Consider the following 12,271-nt stretch of genomic DNA (forward strand, 5'->3'; position numbering starts at 1 on the left):
CCGCGATGGCGGCGGGGCGCACCACGCGGTCGATCCACGCGTTCGGGTCTCGGATCTCCGCCATCGTCGGCAGAGTCTCGCGAGAGGTCCACACCTTGTTGAACTCGGCCATGCCCACCTGGGCGACGACCGTGCGCACGAAGGCGGCACCCTCCTCGTACTGCTTCATCTTCATGTCCATGCCGAGGAGCTGGCGCATGATGCGGTCGAGGGGGTTGGCGGACTCGCGGCGCTTCTGGAACCGGGCACGGATGCGCTCCACACTCGGCACGACCTCGGGACCGACGGCGTCCATGACGTAGTCGCCGTGCCCCTCGGCCAGGCTCATGACCGCACTGACACGGTCCATGATCTCCTGCTGCTCCTGGCTCTGGAAGGCGGTGAGCAACCCGCCGGCCTCACCGTCACCGCGAACCGCACCGGCCACGGCCTCGCCCGCCGCGCGCAGGCGGTCGACGAAGGCGGCGGCATCCATCTCCGAGGAGAGCAGGAGCTCCTGCATGAGGTCCTGGACGTACCCGCGCAGCCACGGCGTCGACGTGAACTGCATCCGGTGGGTCTCCTCGTGCAGGCAGACCCAGAGGCGGAAGTCGTGCGGGTCGACGTCCATCTCGCGTTCGGTGTTGACAATGTTGGGCGCGACCAGGGTCAGGCGCCCGGTCGGCAGGTTCCCGTCGGGGTCGGGTGGAAGGAAGAGTTCGTACTGGCCCAGGACCTTCCCGGCCAGGTAGGAGAGCACGGCGCCGAGCTGCATCCCGGTCACGCGGGACCCGACGGCGCCCGCCAGGTTCGCGCCGGGGGTCTCGGAGCGTTCGCTGCTCATCTGTTCGAGGGCGGGTTCGAGCACGACCCGGAACCCGTCGACATTGGCGCGGATCCAACCGGGGCGGTCGACGATCACCGCGGGGCCGGTCGGCACGAGAGGGTTCAAACCGGTGAAGTCGCGTACGTGCCCGGCGGCCACGGTGGAGAGCTCGCGCAACTGCGCGACGGCCTGCCGCGCGTCGGACAGTTCCACCTGCGGCCCCGGGCGCACGAGGCGGACACCGGTGCTGACGGCTACGTCCCAGTCGATCACAGTCACATCCGTCAGCCTACCCACGGGTCAGGGCGGGCACCGGGGTCGCGGACGGAAATCCGGGTGCTCTGGGGGTTGTCCCGGAGACCGAACGGCGTCGTTGCCGGTCAAGAGCAGCCGCAGGCGCTGAGAGCCGCGGCGATGGTGTCCAGCTGCGGTCCCGTGGCGCCGTCGACGTTGGCGACGAAGGCGTACACGAAGACATTGCCCTCCTGGTCGTGCACGGTCCCGGCCAAGGAGCTCACGCCGTCCAGGGTCCCGGTCTTGCCGCGCACCAGGCCCGCGCCGCCGTGGGACTCGGACTGCTCGGAGTAGCGGCCCGCCAGAGTGCCGGTGGCGTTGGCGGTGGGCAACCCGGTCACGGTCGCGTCGAGCTCAGGGTGCTCGGGATCCCCGGCGACCTGCACCATCTCCACGAGGGCGCGGGGCGTGATGCTGTTCTCCGGACTCAGGCCGCTGTTGTCGGAGACCTCCACGCCCTCGATGCCGAGGTCGTCGAGAACGCTGTGGGTGGCCGCAGCGGCGCCGTCGAAATCCGGGTCCTCCCCCAGTTCGAGGGCGGCCACGCGGCCCAGGGACTCGGCCATGTTGTTGTCGCTGGCCAGCATCATGAACTCGACCAGGTCGGAGACCGGGCCCGACTCCACCTCGGCCAGGACCGCGCCGGAGGCCTCCTCCTCGGACGGGTCTCCGTCGACCTCGACGCCCGCCTCCTCCAGCTTCGCGGCGAAGGCATCGGCTGCGGCGCGCGGCGGGTCGTCCTCGCGGGTGGACACGTCCGGTTCGACCCGGCCGCCGTCGAGAAGGAGGGCGTGGGCGGCGGCGGTGCTGCCCTCGGTGATGTAGTTGGGTTTCCAGCCGGGGCCGGTGTCGGAGCCGGTGAAGTGGGAGTCGTCGTAGCCGAGCGAGACCGAGGACACACCCTGCTCCTCCAGGGCCCCGGCGGTGCTCTCGGCGAGCTCCTCCAAGGTCGCCGCCTGCGGGTAAGCTCCGGTGTCGGTCGTCGCGGTCAACGTCGCGTCGCCCGTCCCGCGCAGCACCAGTCGGTCGTCGTCCGGGTCCAGGTGGACCTCGGTGGTGAGCCTGTGGTCGGGGCCGGCGGTGGACAGCACTGCGATGGCCGTCGCGATCTTCGTGGTCGAGGCCGGTATCGCAGAGCTGTCGGCGTCGAGCTCGAAGAGTGTCTCGCCGGAGACGCCGTCGACGACGTAACCGGAGAGGCCCTCCTCGAGCCCGGAGGCCGACATGGGATCATCGAGGACGTCCGCGATCCGTTCCGGGTCGGCCGGGGTCGACGCCGCGGGATCCACCGACGCCGCGCCCTCGGCGTCCGTGACCGGGTTGGGTGCCGCCGGGAGCGGCCTGGCCTCGATCATGTCGAGGGTGACGAAACCGGCGATCAGCACGAATATGTTGAGAAGGGCCAGCGTGACGCACGCTTCGCCTCGTACCCGTCGCACCCGGGGCACCTGCCCTTCCTTCGGTGTCGCGGCCTGACGTTGTAGTTATACGGCGACATTAGTCGCATTGGGAGCCGAGATCAGCATGGAATTCGACGTTACGATCGAGATCCCCAAGGGGGAGCGCAACAAGTACGAGGTGGACCACGAGACCGGCCGGATCCGTCTCGACCGCATGCTGTTCACCTCCACCACCTACCCCGCCGACTACGGCTTCGTCGAGGGGACGCTCGGCGAGGACGGCGACCCCCTGGACGCGCTCGTCCTGCTCAAGGCCCCGACATTCCCCGGCTGCCTCATCCGCGCCCGCGCCATCGGCATGTTCCGCATGCGCGACGAGGCCGGCGGCGACGACAAGCTCCTGTGCGTCCCGGCGACCGACCCGCGCCAGGAGCACCTGCGTGACATTCACCACGTGAACGAGTTCGAGCGCCTCGAGATCGAGCACTTCTTCCGCGTGTACAAGGACCTCGAGCCCGGCAAGTCCACCGAAGGCTCGTCCTGGGCCGGCCGCCACGAGGCCGAGCAGGAGATCCTGGCGTCGATCAAGCGCGCCGAGGAGCACGGCACCCATGGCGACTCCTCGCACATCACCACGAGCAGCAGCAACGAGTAACCGGCTCCCGCACCCGGGCCCCGTCACCGCTGGCTCTGCGGCGTGACGGTGCCCGGGACCGGTTCGAGTGCGGTGTCCTCGGAGAGCACGACACCCGCGAGGGTCAACAGCAGCAGGGCGCCCAGCAGCGCCAACCCCACCGGCAGCAGCGTGAACAGCCCCCTCAGCGGCGCCGGTTCCCCCGGACGGCGGGGAAAGCCGTCCCGGCGGAAGTCGTCGGTACGCGCCGCCACGTGCGCGCGGTAGCCGTCCAGCTCCGGGCCGGCGGCCGCGTTGAGCACACGGCGTCTCACCATCCCGGTGCACTCCGGCAGCCCCGACGGCAGGGTCTCCCCCGCGACCGCCCGGTGCCGGGCGCACTCCGCCTCGGCCATCGCACGCAACCAGCCCCCGAGGTCGTCGGGGTCGCGCACCTTGTCGACATGCGCGCGGGCGGCGATCAGCACGTCCCTCAGTACGACGTGGGCAGCATCGCGGTCGGCCAGCTCGAGGATGCAGCACCGGTAGAGCTCGTCGCCGTAGGTGTCGAGGAGTTCGGCGTAGGCCTCGTGCGCAGGTACACGACTGGAGCACAGGGTCAGGAGCAGGTCCCGGTCGGTCATAGACCAAGAATCTACGCCGGGTACGGCGCCCGCCCCCGCCATTCAGCGAAAGTCGGTCGGGTCGGAGTCCTCCCCGGCGCTCTCCCCGTACCCCGGGGCAGGGAGGAAGGGCCACCTCCCCGCGGCGAAGCGGGAGCGCAGCCAGAACAGCACATAGGTGAGCGCGGTCAGCGCTGCCACCAGCACCGCCGCCCCCGCGCCGAGGAAACCCAGGGCCATGACCCCGGCCGCCGCGACGACGAGCGCACGCACGAGCAGGAGCGCCCACAGGCCCTGTGCCTGGGGCGTCAAGTCGGCCCACCGAGGGATGCCATCTCGGCCACTCCTGTCACTACCGCGGGGGATGCTGCCCGTATCGGCGGCCGGGCCGCCGTCGGGGTGCACATGTCACCACCACGGGACTCCCACCGCAACACATCCGGGGCCGACGCCGGCGCCCGAGACACGTGTGACCCGGATCGGCTTGACTGCCCCCGTCGATGCTGGTGTCCTTGCAACCATGGATCCGCACACCCGCACCGCCGTCCCGGCTCGCACGGCCCCTTGGGCCCCCTGCCGCCTGGCCCGTGCGGCGTGTCCGTGTTGTCGTCCCTGAGCCACCGCAACGGCCGTTGTCACTGACCGGCCCGGTGCTTCCCACCGTCCGAACGCGCACTCGCGACGACGGTGGCCTGCTCTTTCGACCGCGGGAGACCTGTGCGTGCTGCGCCGTTCGGCGCCCGCTGCTCCCCGGTGCCCTCGGACGACCCTCGCGCCCGCCATGGTGTCGGGCGCGCACACGTGAAGGATAGTGCCCCGATGTCCCGTCAGGTATCGCCCACCGCCCCCGGAGCCCTCGAACCGCAGCCCTCCCGTGTCTCGCTGGAGGGGATCGGTGACGTCGTCGACGCCGGAGCCAGATCCGGTTACGCCCATCTCGGTGAGCGCCGCGCACCGACCCTGGGCCAGCTGTGCTCGGCCGCCCGGGAGGCCGCCGCGGTGCTGGTCCGGCCGTCCACGTGGCCCGTACGCCGCGGGCGCTGGCAACCCGCCCCCCGCAGCGCCCGACGCCACGCGGCCGGAAGGCTGCGGGTGAGCGTGGTGGCGTTGGAGCCGAACAGTTTCGTCGCCGGCCCGCAGTCGCCGGCACACCGCCGTGGCCCAATGGAGGTCCTGCACCTGGTGAGCGGACGCGCGCACCTCATCAACTCCGGCCCGGACGGGTGGATGCGATCGGCGGCCGAGCTGGCGCCCGGCCGCAGCAGGGTCGTGGGGACCCCGGCCGCAGGTGGTCAGCGCGGGCACCAGTTCCTCGTCAACACCGGCGACGAGATGGCGGTCGTGCTGCGGGTGACCGCATGAGCGACGAGCCTCAGGTGTCATCGGCCCGCCCGGCGGCGGCCTCGCGCAGGGCCGCGTCGACCACCTCGATCGAACGCAGCAGTGCCGCCGTGCGCTGCCCCTCGGCCAGGTAGGCGTTCATGACCTGGTCCAGTGCGTGCGGCGGCAGGTGGTCGCGCAGATCGACGCGCGCGGTGCGGTAGCCCTCCCGCGCGGCCTCCAGTGCCGCGGTGACGTGCTGGAGAGCCAGGCGGGACAGGGCGACGGGATGGCGGCGCAGGACACCGTGCAGGCGGTAGTCGGCGGGCACGTGGTCGAACAGCCACACCAGGGCCGTCTGCTCGAAGGAGTCCGACCCGGGTGGGTGCACACTCGCGGGCCAGTCGGGTGTCAGCGACTGATCGGGCATGACCCCAGCATACCCCGGCCTTCGTAAACCTGTTCGATCAGCGTTCGATCAGCTCTCGGGCCCGCCCCCGGGACTGCTGTCGGAACCGCCCTCGGCCTCGGCGGCCCGTTTCTCCAGTTCCACGTTGAGGGCGTGCTCTGCGGCGTCGATCGCGGCGCGTGCGGTGATGGCGTTCGTGTGCGCCCGGTCGACCTCGTCCAGGAGGATGCAGTCGAAGGAGACCCTGGCGTCGTGGATCGCGGCTTCCAACTGGCGTGATGCCTCTTGCAGACTCATGCTCCTCCCTTCCCCGCAAATGTGGCACCGCACACACGCTCCCGGGCCCCTCCCGCCACAGGAGGCCCACCTGCACGGGAGAATCGTTGCGGCCGTGCACCGGCGCCCCCGGGCACGGAAGAGGCCCCGCACTCGGGGCGGGGCCGACAACGTTCGAGGGAGGACCATGCTCCGTATCGTCCTGGTGCTGCTCGCGATCTGGCTCGTCCTGGGGATCCTGGGAGCGGTGCTGCGTGGGCTGTTCTGGCTCACGGCGATCGCGGCCGTGCTGTTCGTGGTGACCGCCGCCTGGGGGTGGTTCACCGGATCGCGGAAGAGCTGACCGCCCGCGGTGCGCGGCCCCGCCCCTAACCGGAGGCGGGGTCGCCGGTGGCTCCGGGGCCGACGAGATCGGCCACGATGCGGCGGGCGCGTGCGTGGTCGGCGCGCAGGCGCTCCGCGACCATGCGCACGGCCTCCTCACGACGCCCGTCGGCGACCAGGGCCAGCACGCGGCGGCGCACGGTGTCCGACAGCTGCTCGGGCGAGCTCGTCGCCGGCACGTACCCGCCCACTTGCGCATCGCCCGGCGGACCGGCGGACCCGGGTGGGCGGGGCCCCTGTTCGATCCGTGCCACGACCCGGCGCAGAGCGTAGGAGCCGCCGCCCAGGACCACGACCGCCCCCAGCAGCGCGAACATCATCAGCATCAGACTCATGGCGCGAGCCTACACAGTGTCATGACAAGAACACGCAAAGCTGGCAAAAGGTTTGTCAGCGGAGATCGCGGGCGGCCAGAGTCCGCAGATCCTCCATCCCCGGCGCAGCTCCCTCGGACGCAGCGCTTTCGATCCTGCGGGCCTGCCGGGTCACGCAGGTTTCGAAGAAAGTGCGGACCTCACGGCCGTTGCCGGCGGCGAACCGGTCGTGGTCGCCCACCAACACCGTGCGCAGTGCGTCCAGCGCCCCCTCATGAATCCGGAACCCGCTCCCGCGTGCGCGGCGCCGTCTGCCCGATGTGCCCGGCAACCGGATCGGGACGGTAGACCTCGACGACCTGCCCCTCTGCGAGGACGCCCGGGGCCGCCGGCAATCCCCCGTAGAAGCGTGCCACCGTCGTCTTGCCGGGCGATCGGCGCGGCAGCCACGTAACTCCCCGGCTCCACGTGGAAGCAGACGTCCCGCCCGGCGATGCCCGGTGCCAACCGCCGGTGTCCGGGAACGACGAAGGCCCGTCCGGATGGACCGGACGGGCCTTCGATGTGTCGGAGCCGCCTGCCGGAATCGAACCGGCGACCTATTCATTACGAGTGAATCGCTCTGCCGACTGAGCTAAGGCGGCACCGCGCCGCGCGTTCCGCGCGGCGAGGCAGGCACCAGTCTAGCGCCTTCCCGGAGTGCTGAGGTACACCGTTTCCGGTGCGGTCAGGCACACGCCTCGCCGTCCTCGGGGACCTCGAGATCCACGAGGTAGTCGTCGACGACGGCGTCGATGCACTCGTCACCCATGCGGTAACCGGTGTGGCCGTCGCCGTCGCGGGTGAGCAGGAACCCGGGTTCGAGCTGCTCGGCCAGCGCCTCCGACCACGTGTAGGGGGTCGCGGAGTCGCGTGTGGTTCCGAGCACCATGATCGGATCGGCGCCCTCAGCGGTGAGCTCACCCCCGTCGGCGACCGCCTCCTCCGGCCAGTACGCGCAGGTCAGTGCGCCCCAGGCCAGGCCGGGACCGAAGAGCGGCGAGTCCTCCCCCGCCGCCTGCGCGGCCTGCTCGTAGGCATCGACCTCGCGCGGGCCGGGGGCGTCGGAGCAGTTCACGGCGGTCAGCATCGCCGTGGAGTTCTCGTAGGCGGCCGGGTCGCCACGGCTGTACAGGTCGTCGCCGAGCTGCACGAGAACGGTCCCGTCGCCGTCCTCCATACCGTCGGCCAGCCCCTGGCGCACCCGATCCCACTGGTCCTCGCTGTAGAGCGCGGACATCACACCGAGCTCGGCGCGGGCGCGGTTGACCTCACGCGCGTCGGCGGTGTTGTCGAGGGGCTGCTCCGCGGTGTCCTCCATGAACTCGGTGAGCCTCTGCACGCCGTCCTCGATGTCGTCGCCCGCCTCCCCGAGCGGGCAGTCACCGCGGCCCAGGCAGTCCTCGACGAAGGCGCGCAGCGCGGTCTCGAACCCGGTCGCCTGCGCCACGCTCGCCTCCAGCGGCGCCTGGCTCGGGTCGACCGCACCATCGAGCAGGAGCGCGCGCACCCGGTCGGGGAACTGTTCGGCGTACTGGGCGCCGATGTGTGTCCCGTAGGAGGCGCCCATGTAGGTGAGCCGGTCGTCACCGAGCAGGGCCCGGAGCACGTCCATGTCGCGGGCCACGTCCGCGGTGCCCACGTTCCTCATGAGGTCCGCGTCCTCTTCCTCACAGGCCTCCACGAACTCGCGGCTGCTCTCCTCGATCTCCTCCACACCCTGTGGGGTGAGGTCGGCGGGGTCGCCGGTGCCGTCGGCGGTGTCGTACTCCTCGCCGAGGAACTCGTCGACGCCGTCGGAGTCCAGGCAGGTCAGCGGGGTGCTGCGGCCGACACCGCGCGGGTCGAAGCCGACCACGTCGAAGTGGTCGCGAACCTTGTCGCTGGTGGCGAAGGGCGCAGCGTCCGCGAAGTCGAGACCGGAGCCGCCGGGACCACCCGGGTTGACCACGAGGGAGCCGTCGGGATCACCGGACTCCGACGGGAAGCGCTTCACGGCGATCTCGATGCGCTCGCCCTCGGGCTCGTCGTAGTCCAGCGGCACCTCGAACGTGGCGCACTCGGTCCCGGAAGCACCCTCCTCGCAGGCGCCCCAGTCGAGGTCCTGCTCGGTGAACTCCTCGGGGGCGGCTTCGGAGGGGGCCGGGTCCTCGGGCCCGTCGGTCTCCTGACCCGTGCACCCGGTGACGGCCAGCACCGCCCCGGCGACCAGGCCGGCCACCGTGTTCCTCACCCTCGTGCTCACCCGTCACCCTCCCGTCGCGGCCGCACCGCCGGTGTGTCGCGGCGCCCGCCCATTGTGCCCGACGGCCCGGGAGACGGGGTCAGCCGGTCAGGAGGGCCGAGGTCATCGCCTCCATGGCGATCTGCGGGTGGACGTTGGCGGCGATGCGTTCGCGGCAGGCCATGATCGCGTCGATGCGGCGCAAGGTGCTCTCGGGCGACCCGGACCGGGCCAGGCGCTGCAGGTCACCGGAGCGTTCGGCCGTGGACAGCTCGACCTGCGCACCGAGCTGGAGGGTGAGCACGTCGCGGTAGAAGGCCGCCAGGTCGAGCAGCGCGCGGTCGTAGGAGTCGCGTTTGATGCGAGTGGCGCGGCGCTTCTGGCGTTCCTCGAGCTCCTTCAGGGCACCCGAGGCGCCCCGGATCGCCTTGGCCACGCCCTTGCCCTGGGACCCTTCGCCGAAGGCGGCCTTGAGCTCGTCGCGCTCCTTCTCGTCGAGCGCGCCGGTGAGCGCCTTGGCCTCCTGCTCGGCGATCTCGTAGAGGCGGGAGGCGGCGGTCACGCACGCGCCCAGGCCATCGAGGCGCGCGGGGATGGACAGGACCTCTTCGCGGCGGCCGCGGGCGTCGGGGTCGGTGGCCAGCTGGCGTGCGCGGTCGATGCGCCCGACCGAGGCGCGGGCGGCCTGTTCGGCGGTGGAGCGGTCGATGCCGTCGCGCTCGGTGAGCGCGGTGACGAGCTCGGCTGTGCCGGGGCTGGTGAGCGTGACGAGTCGGCAGCGCGAGCGGATGGTGACGAGCAGGTCCTCGGGGGTGGGTGTGCACAACAGCCACACGGTGCGCGGGGAGGGTTCCTCCACGGCCTTGAGGAGCGCGTTCGAAGCGGCCTCGGTGGCGCGGTCGGCGTCCTCGAACAGCACGATGCGGAACCGGCCCCCGGAGGGTTTGGACCCTGCACGCAGCACGAGGTCGCGGGTGGCTGCGACACCGAAGCTGAGACCGCTCGGGCGCACGTAGAGCACATCAGGGTGGGTACCGGACAGCGTCTGGTGGCAGGAGTCGCAGTGCCCGCAGCCGCCATCGGGGCACTGCAGGGCGGCGGCGAAGGCGCGGGCGGCCTCCTCGCGGCCGGAGCCGGGGGGACCGGTGAAGAGCCAGGCGTGGGTCATGCCGGTGCCCGGACCGCCGGATACCAGGTCGTCGGCCCCGGTGACGGCGCGGCCGAGCTGGGCGACGGCCGTCCGCTGGCCGACGAGGTCGTCGAAGACCGTCACGCGTACCCCCGGGAGAGTGTGCCTTGCAGGTGCGCCCTCCAGGATAGGAGCGCGCGGCGACGTTCCGGCCCTCACCGGACAGCCCCCGGACGGAATGGGAGCCGCGGCATCCCCGATAGCGTGGGCCCGTTCGACACAACGTGGGTCCGTTCGACGTACGCCCCCGCGTCCGGTGAAAACCCCCGAAGCAGCCTCGGAGCAGCGATATGAGCCATCCCCCTTCCCCGGGCCCGCACGAAGGCCCCCAGCCCTACGGACCCCCGCAGGACGGCCAGGCTCCGCAGGGCCCGCCCCAGGGACACCCGGCGGGACCGCACCAGCCGGGCCCGCCGCCCCCGCCGCCCGGGCAGCCCCCGTACGCGCACCCGCAGGGCGGCCATCCCTACGCGCCCGGGCAGCCTCCTTACGGTCCGGGACAGCCCCCGTACGGCCCCGGACAACCCCCCTACGGCCCCGGACAGCCGCCGGGTCCCAGTGGCGGGATGTCGAAGGGCGCCAAGATCGGCCTCATCGGTGGTGCCGCAGCCCTGGCCCTCGTACTGGTGGCCGGGGGCGTCATCGTGCTGACGGGCCCGTTCTCGTCGGACGAGCCCGCCTCCGCCTCGTCCGAGGACGAGCAGGACACGGAGGAAGAGGAGGACGGAGCCGACGACGAAGCCGCCGCCGGCGGCGGGGGGGCCGGGNGGGCGGCAGGAACGAGCTCATCGAGCTCGACGAACCACTGACCGGCCCCCGCTTCATGACCATCGAGTCCGAAGGCACCGTCACCGTCGAACTGCGCGACGCCGCGGGTGACCGGGTCGACGAGGTCCACAGCCACTACACCGGCAATGGTGGTAAGGCCCCATACAACCACAGGGCCGAGCAGGAGATCACCCAGCTCGACGTCCGCAGCGACGAGGAGTCCTGGAGCATCTCGGACGAGCCCCTCGAGAACGCGGACAGTTGGAACGACCCCGACGAACCCCTGGAGGGCTCCGGGCCCGACGTCGTACTCATCGACTGGGAGCCCACCGACGTCGAGGTCGAGATGGAGCACTCCGGCGAATCGAACTTCGCCATCTGGGCCCACAACATCGACGAGGTCGGCTTCTCCGACCTGCTGGTCAACGAGATCGGGGAGTACACCGGCTCCGAGACCATGTCGGAGGACACCGCGTTCCTGCACGTGGAGGCCGACGGGGACTGGACGATCACCCCGTCCTGACCCCGCACACGCAGGAGGCCCCGGCACACATGCGCCGGGGCCTCCTCGTTGTCACGGGGGCGTCAGTCCTCGTCGCGGATGATCGGGATCATGCCGGTGGGCGCCTCGGAACTGCTCGGCACCGGGTCCGGCAGCAGGCTGCGCACCCGCTTCTGGATCTGCCGGGTGATCTTCTCCTGCGGCTCGCTCGCGTCCACGACCAGGTAACGGTCGGGGTCGGCGTCGGCCAGGGACCGGAACTCGCGCCGCACCCGCTCGTGGAAGTCCACCGACTCGGACTCGATGCGGTCGGCGGGCCCGCCCAAGCGGCCGAGGCCGTCCTGGGGCCGCACGTCCAACAGCACCGTCAGGTCGGGGACGAGGTTCTGCGTGGCCCAGCGGTTGACCTCGCGCAGGTCGTCGATCTCCAGCTCACGGCCGGCCCCCTGGTAGGCGAGGGTGGAGTCGACGTAGCGGTCGCTGATGACCACGGCTCCGCGGCGCAGGGCGGGCAGGATCTCCTGCTCGACGTGGTCTGCCTTGTCGGCGGCGTAGAGCATCGCCTCGGCGCGCGGGGTGATGTGCGAATTCTCCCGGTCCAGCAGGATGCCCCGCAGGCGCATGCCGAGCTTGGTCGCGCCCGGCTGGCGGGTGCCGACGACCTCGAAGCCCTGGTCGCGCAGCCACACGGTGAGCTCCCGTACCTGCGTGGACTTGCCGGCGCCCTCACCGCCCTCGACGACCACGAACGCGCCCGGGGTGCGCACCTCGGTATCGCCGTCGTCGGCCTTGGGATCGGCCCCGCGCAGAGCGGCGAACAGCTCCGGCAGCAGGCCCGGGCCGGCCTCGGGGTCGTCCCGGTTGACCAGGCGGTGCGCGAGAGCGCTGAGCACGAACGCAACCAGGCCGACCGTGGTCAGGACGATGCCCGTGCCCCACAGGTCGTACTCCAGCTGCGCACCGATCGGCAGGGTGTGGTCGCCCGCCAACCCGGCGAACACCGGGGCGAGCACGGTCGCGACCAGGAACGTCAGACGGGCGACCCCGTGGGCGTACGCGAACGCGCGCTCGCGGTGGACCGATTCCTCGGAGATGGTGCCGGCGGGCGAGG

15 protein-coding genes and 1 tRNA gene are annotated in these 12,271 nt (G+C 71.6%); 4 read left to right on the forward strand and 12 right to left on the reverse strand.

Annotation, left to right across the window (positions count from 1 at the left end):
- Both D474_RS0112075 and dacB read right to left on the reverse strand, forming a co-directional pair.
- On the reverse strand, positions 1-1,078 hold a 1,078-nt coding region (locus D474_RS0112075), incomplete at its 3' end, for a zinc-dependent metalloprotease (protein ID WP_017613825.1).
- A 107-nt stretch (positions 1,079-1,185) separates the two neighbouring features.
- Positions 1,186-2,547, reverse strand: a complete 1,362-nt coding sequence (dacB, locus tag D474_RS0112080) for a D-alanyl-D-alanine carboxypeptidase/D-alanyl-D-alanine endopeptidase (RefSeq protein WP_017613826.1) — start codon at positions 2,545-2,547, stop codon at positions 1,186-1,188.
- A 76-nt stretch (positions 2,548-2,623) separates the two neighbouring features.
- Here dacB and D474_RS0112085 point away from each other — a divergent pair, with 76 nt between their 5' ends.
- A complete protein-coding gene (locus D474_RS0112085) occupies positions 2,624-3,154 on the forward strand; it encodes an inorganic diphosphatase (protein WP_193374001.1) in 531 nt (176 codons plus the stop codon).
- A 23-nt stretch (positions 3,155-3,177) separates the two neighbouring features.
- Here the strand turns inward: D474_RS0112085 and D474_RS0112090 are convergent, their stop codons facing one another.
- Together D474_RS0112090 and D474_RS0112095 are read right to left on the reverse strand one after the other, a co-directional pair.
- Complete coding sequence (locus tag D474_RS0112090; RefSeq protein WP_017613828.1) at positions 3,178-3,756, reverse strand: sigma-70 family RNA polymerase sigma factor; 579 nt, start codon at positions 3,754-3,756, stop codon at positions 3,178-3,180.
- 42 nt (positions 3,757-3,798) lie between these two features.
- Positions 3,799-4,047, reverse strand: coding sequence for a hypothetical protein (locus D474_RS0112095; protein ID WP_017613829.1), 249 nt, complete (start codon positions 4,045-4,047; stop codon positions 3,799-3,801).
- 507 nt (positions 4,048-4,554) lie between these two features.
- Between D474_RS0112095 and D474_RS0112100 the strand changes: the two genes are divergently transcribed.
- Positions 4,555-5,097: a hypothetical protein gene (locus tag D474_RS0112100; protein WP_017613830.1), complete on the forward strand. Its 543-nt coding sequence runs from the start codon at positions 4,555-4,557 to the stop codon at positions 5,095-5,097.
- Between the two features lie 10 nt (positions 5,098-5,107).
- Here D474_RS0112100 and D474_RS0112105 read toward each other — a convergent pair whose 3' ends face one another.
- Both D474_RS0112105 and D474_RS0112110 read right to left on the reverse strand, forming a co-directional pair.
- Positions 5,108-5,485, reverse strand: a complete 378-nt coding sequence (locus D474_RS0112105; RefSeq protein ID WP_017613831.1) for a hypothetical protein — start codon at positions 5,483-5,485, stop codon at positions 5,108-5,110.
- 48 nt (positions 5,486-5,533) lie between these two features.
- Positions 5,534-5,761: a hypothetical protein gene (locus D474_RS0112110; protein ID WP_026118416.1), complete on the reverse strand. Its 228-nt coding sequence runs from the start codon at positions 5,759-5,761 to the stop codon at positions 5,534-5,536.
- 166 nt (positions 5,762-5,927) lie between these two features.
- On the opposite strand from D474_RS0112110, the gene D474_RS32695 reads away from it, so the two are divergent.
- Positions 5,928-6,083, forward strand: coding sequence for a DUF7554 family protein (locus D474_RS32695; RefSeq protein ID WP_017613833.1), 156 nt, complete (start codon positions 5,928-5,930; stop codon positions 6,081-6,083).
- Positions 6,084-6,108: 25 nt separating this feature from the next.
- Here the strand turns inward: D474_RS32695 and D474_RS0112120 are convergent, their stop codons facing one another.
- From D474_RS0112120 to D474_RS0112140, 5 genes are all read right to left on the reverse strand, one after another.
- Positions 6,109-6,459, reverse strand: coding sequence for a hypothetical protein (locus D474_RS0112120; RefSeq protein ID WP_026118417.1), 351 nt, complete (start codon positions 6,457-6,459; stop codon positions 6,109-6,111).
- Between the two features lie 55 nt (positions 6,460-6,514).
- Complete coding sequence (locus tag D474_RS33320; protein WP_239647052.1) at positions 6,515-7,045, reverse strand: hypothetical protein; 531 nt, start codon at positions 7,043-7,045, stop codon at positions 6,515-6,517.
- A tRNA-Thr gene (locus D474_RS0112130) sits at positions 7,010-7,082 on the reverse strand. The genes D474_RS33320 and D474_RS0112130 overlap by 36 nt, the downstream gene beginning before the upstream one ends.
- Positions 7,083-7,165: 83 nt before the next feature.
- Positions 7,166-8,722, reverse strand: a complete 1,557-nt coding sequence (locus tag D474_RS0112135; protein WP_040703438.1) for an alpha/beta hydrolase — start codon at positions 8,720-8,722, stop codon at positions 7,166-7,168.
- A 79-nt stretch (positions 8,723-8,801) separates the two neighbouring features.
- Positions 8,802-9,974, reverse strand: coding sequence for a DNA polymerase III subunit delta' (locus D474_RS0112140; RefSeq protein ID WP_017613837.1), 1,173 nt, complete (start codon positions 9,972-9,974; stop codon positions 8,802-8,804).
- Between the two features lie 739 nt (positions 9,975-10,713).
- On the opposite strand from D474_RS0112140, the gene D474_RS28440 reads away from it, so the two are divergent.
- Complete coding sequence (locus D474_RS28440; protein WP_017613839.1) at positions 10,714-11,181, forward strand: hypothetical protein; 468 nt, start codon at positions 10,714-10,716, stop codon at positions 11,179-11,181.
- Between the two features lie 62 nt (positions 11,182-11,243).
- Here D474_RS28440 and tmk read toward each other — a convergent pair.
- The coding region (tmk, locus tag D474_RS0112155) for a dTMP kinase (protein ID WP_017613840.1) at positions 11,244-12,271 on the reverse strand (1,028 nt) is incomplete at its 5' end.

The organism is Nocardiopsis salina YIM 90010 (assembly GCF_000341025.1).
Taxonomy (GTDB): domain Bacteria; phylum Actinomycetota; class Actinomycetes; order Streptosporangiales; family Streptosporangiaceae; genus Nocardiopsis; species Nocardiopsis salina.

Excerpts from the sequence above, each read along its gene's own strand:
- D474_RS28440 (WP_017613839.1), top strand. The coding sequence starts at position 10,714 with ATGACCATCGAGTCCGAAGGCACCGTCACCGTCGAACTGCGCGACGCC.
- D474_RS0112085 (WP_193374001.1), top strand. The coding sequence starts at position 2,624 with ATGGAATTCGACGTTACGATCGAGATCCCCAAGGGGGAGCGCAACAAG.
- D474_RS0112120 (WP_026118417.1), bottom strand. The coding sequence starts at position 6,459 with ATGAGTCTGATGCTGATGATGTTCGCGCTGCTGGGGGCGGTCGTGGTC.
- D474_RS0112100 (WP_017613830.1), top strand. The coding sequence starts at position 4,555 with ATGTCCCGTCAGGTATCGCCCACCGCCCCCGGAGCCCTCGAACCGCAG.
- D474_RS0112090 (WP_017613828.1), bottom strand. The coding sequence starts at position 3,756 with ATGACCGACCGGGACCTGCTCCTGACCCTGTGCTCCAGTCGTGTACCT.
- D474_RS32695 (WP_017613833.1), top strand. The coding sequence starts at position 5,928 with ATGCTCCGTATCGTCCTGGTGCTGCTCGCGATCTGGCTCGTCCTGGGG.
- D474_RS0112110 (WP_026118416.1), bottom strand. The coding sequence starts at position 5,761 with ATGAGTCTGCAAGAGGCATCACGCCAGTTGGAAGCCGCGATCCACGAC.
- D474_RS33320 (WP_239647052.1), bottom strand. The coding sequence starts at position 7,045 with ATGAATAGGTCGCCGGTTCGATTCCGGCAGGCGGCTCCGACACATCGA.
- D474_RS0112105 (WP_017613831.1), bottom strand. The coding sequence starts at position 5,485 with ATGCCCGATCAGTCGCTGACACCCGACTGGCCCGCGAGTGTGCACCCA.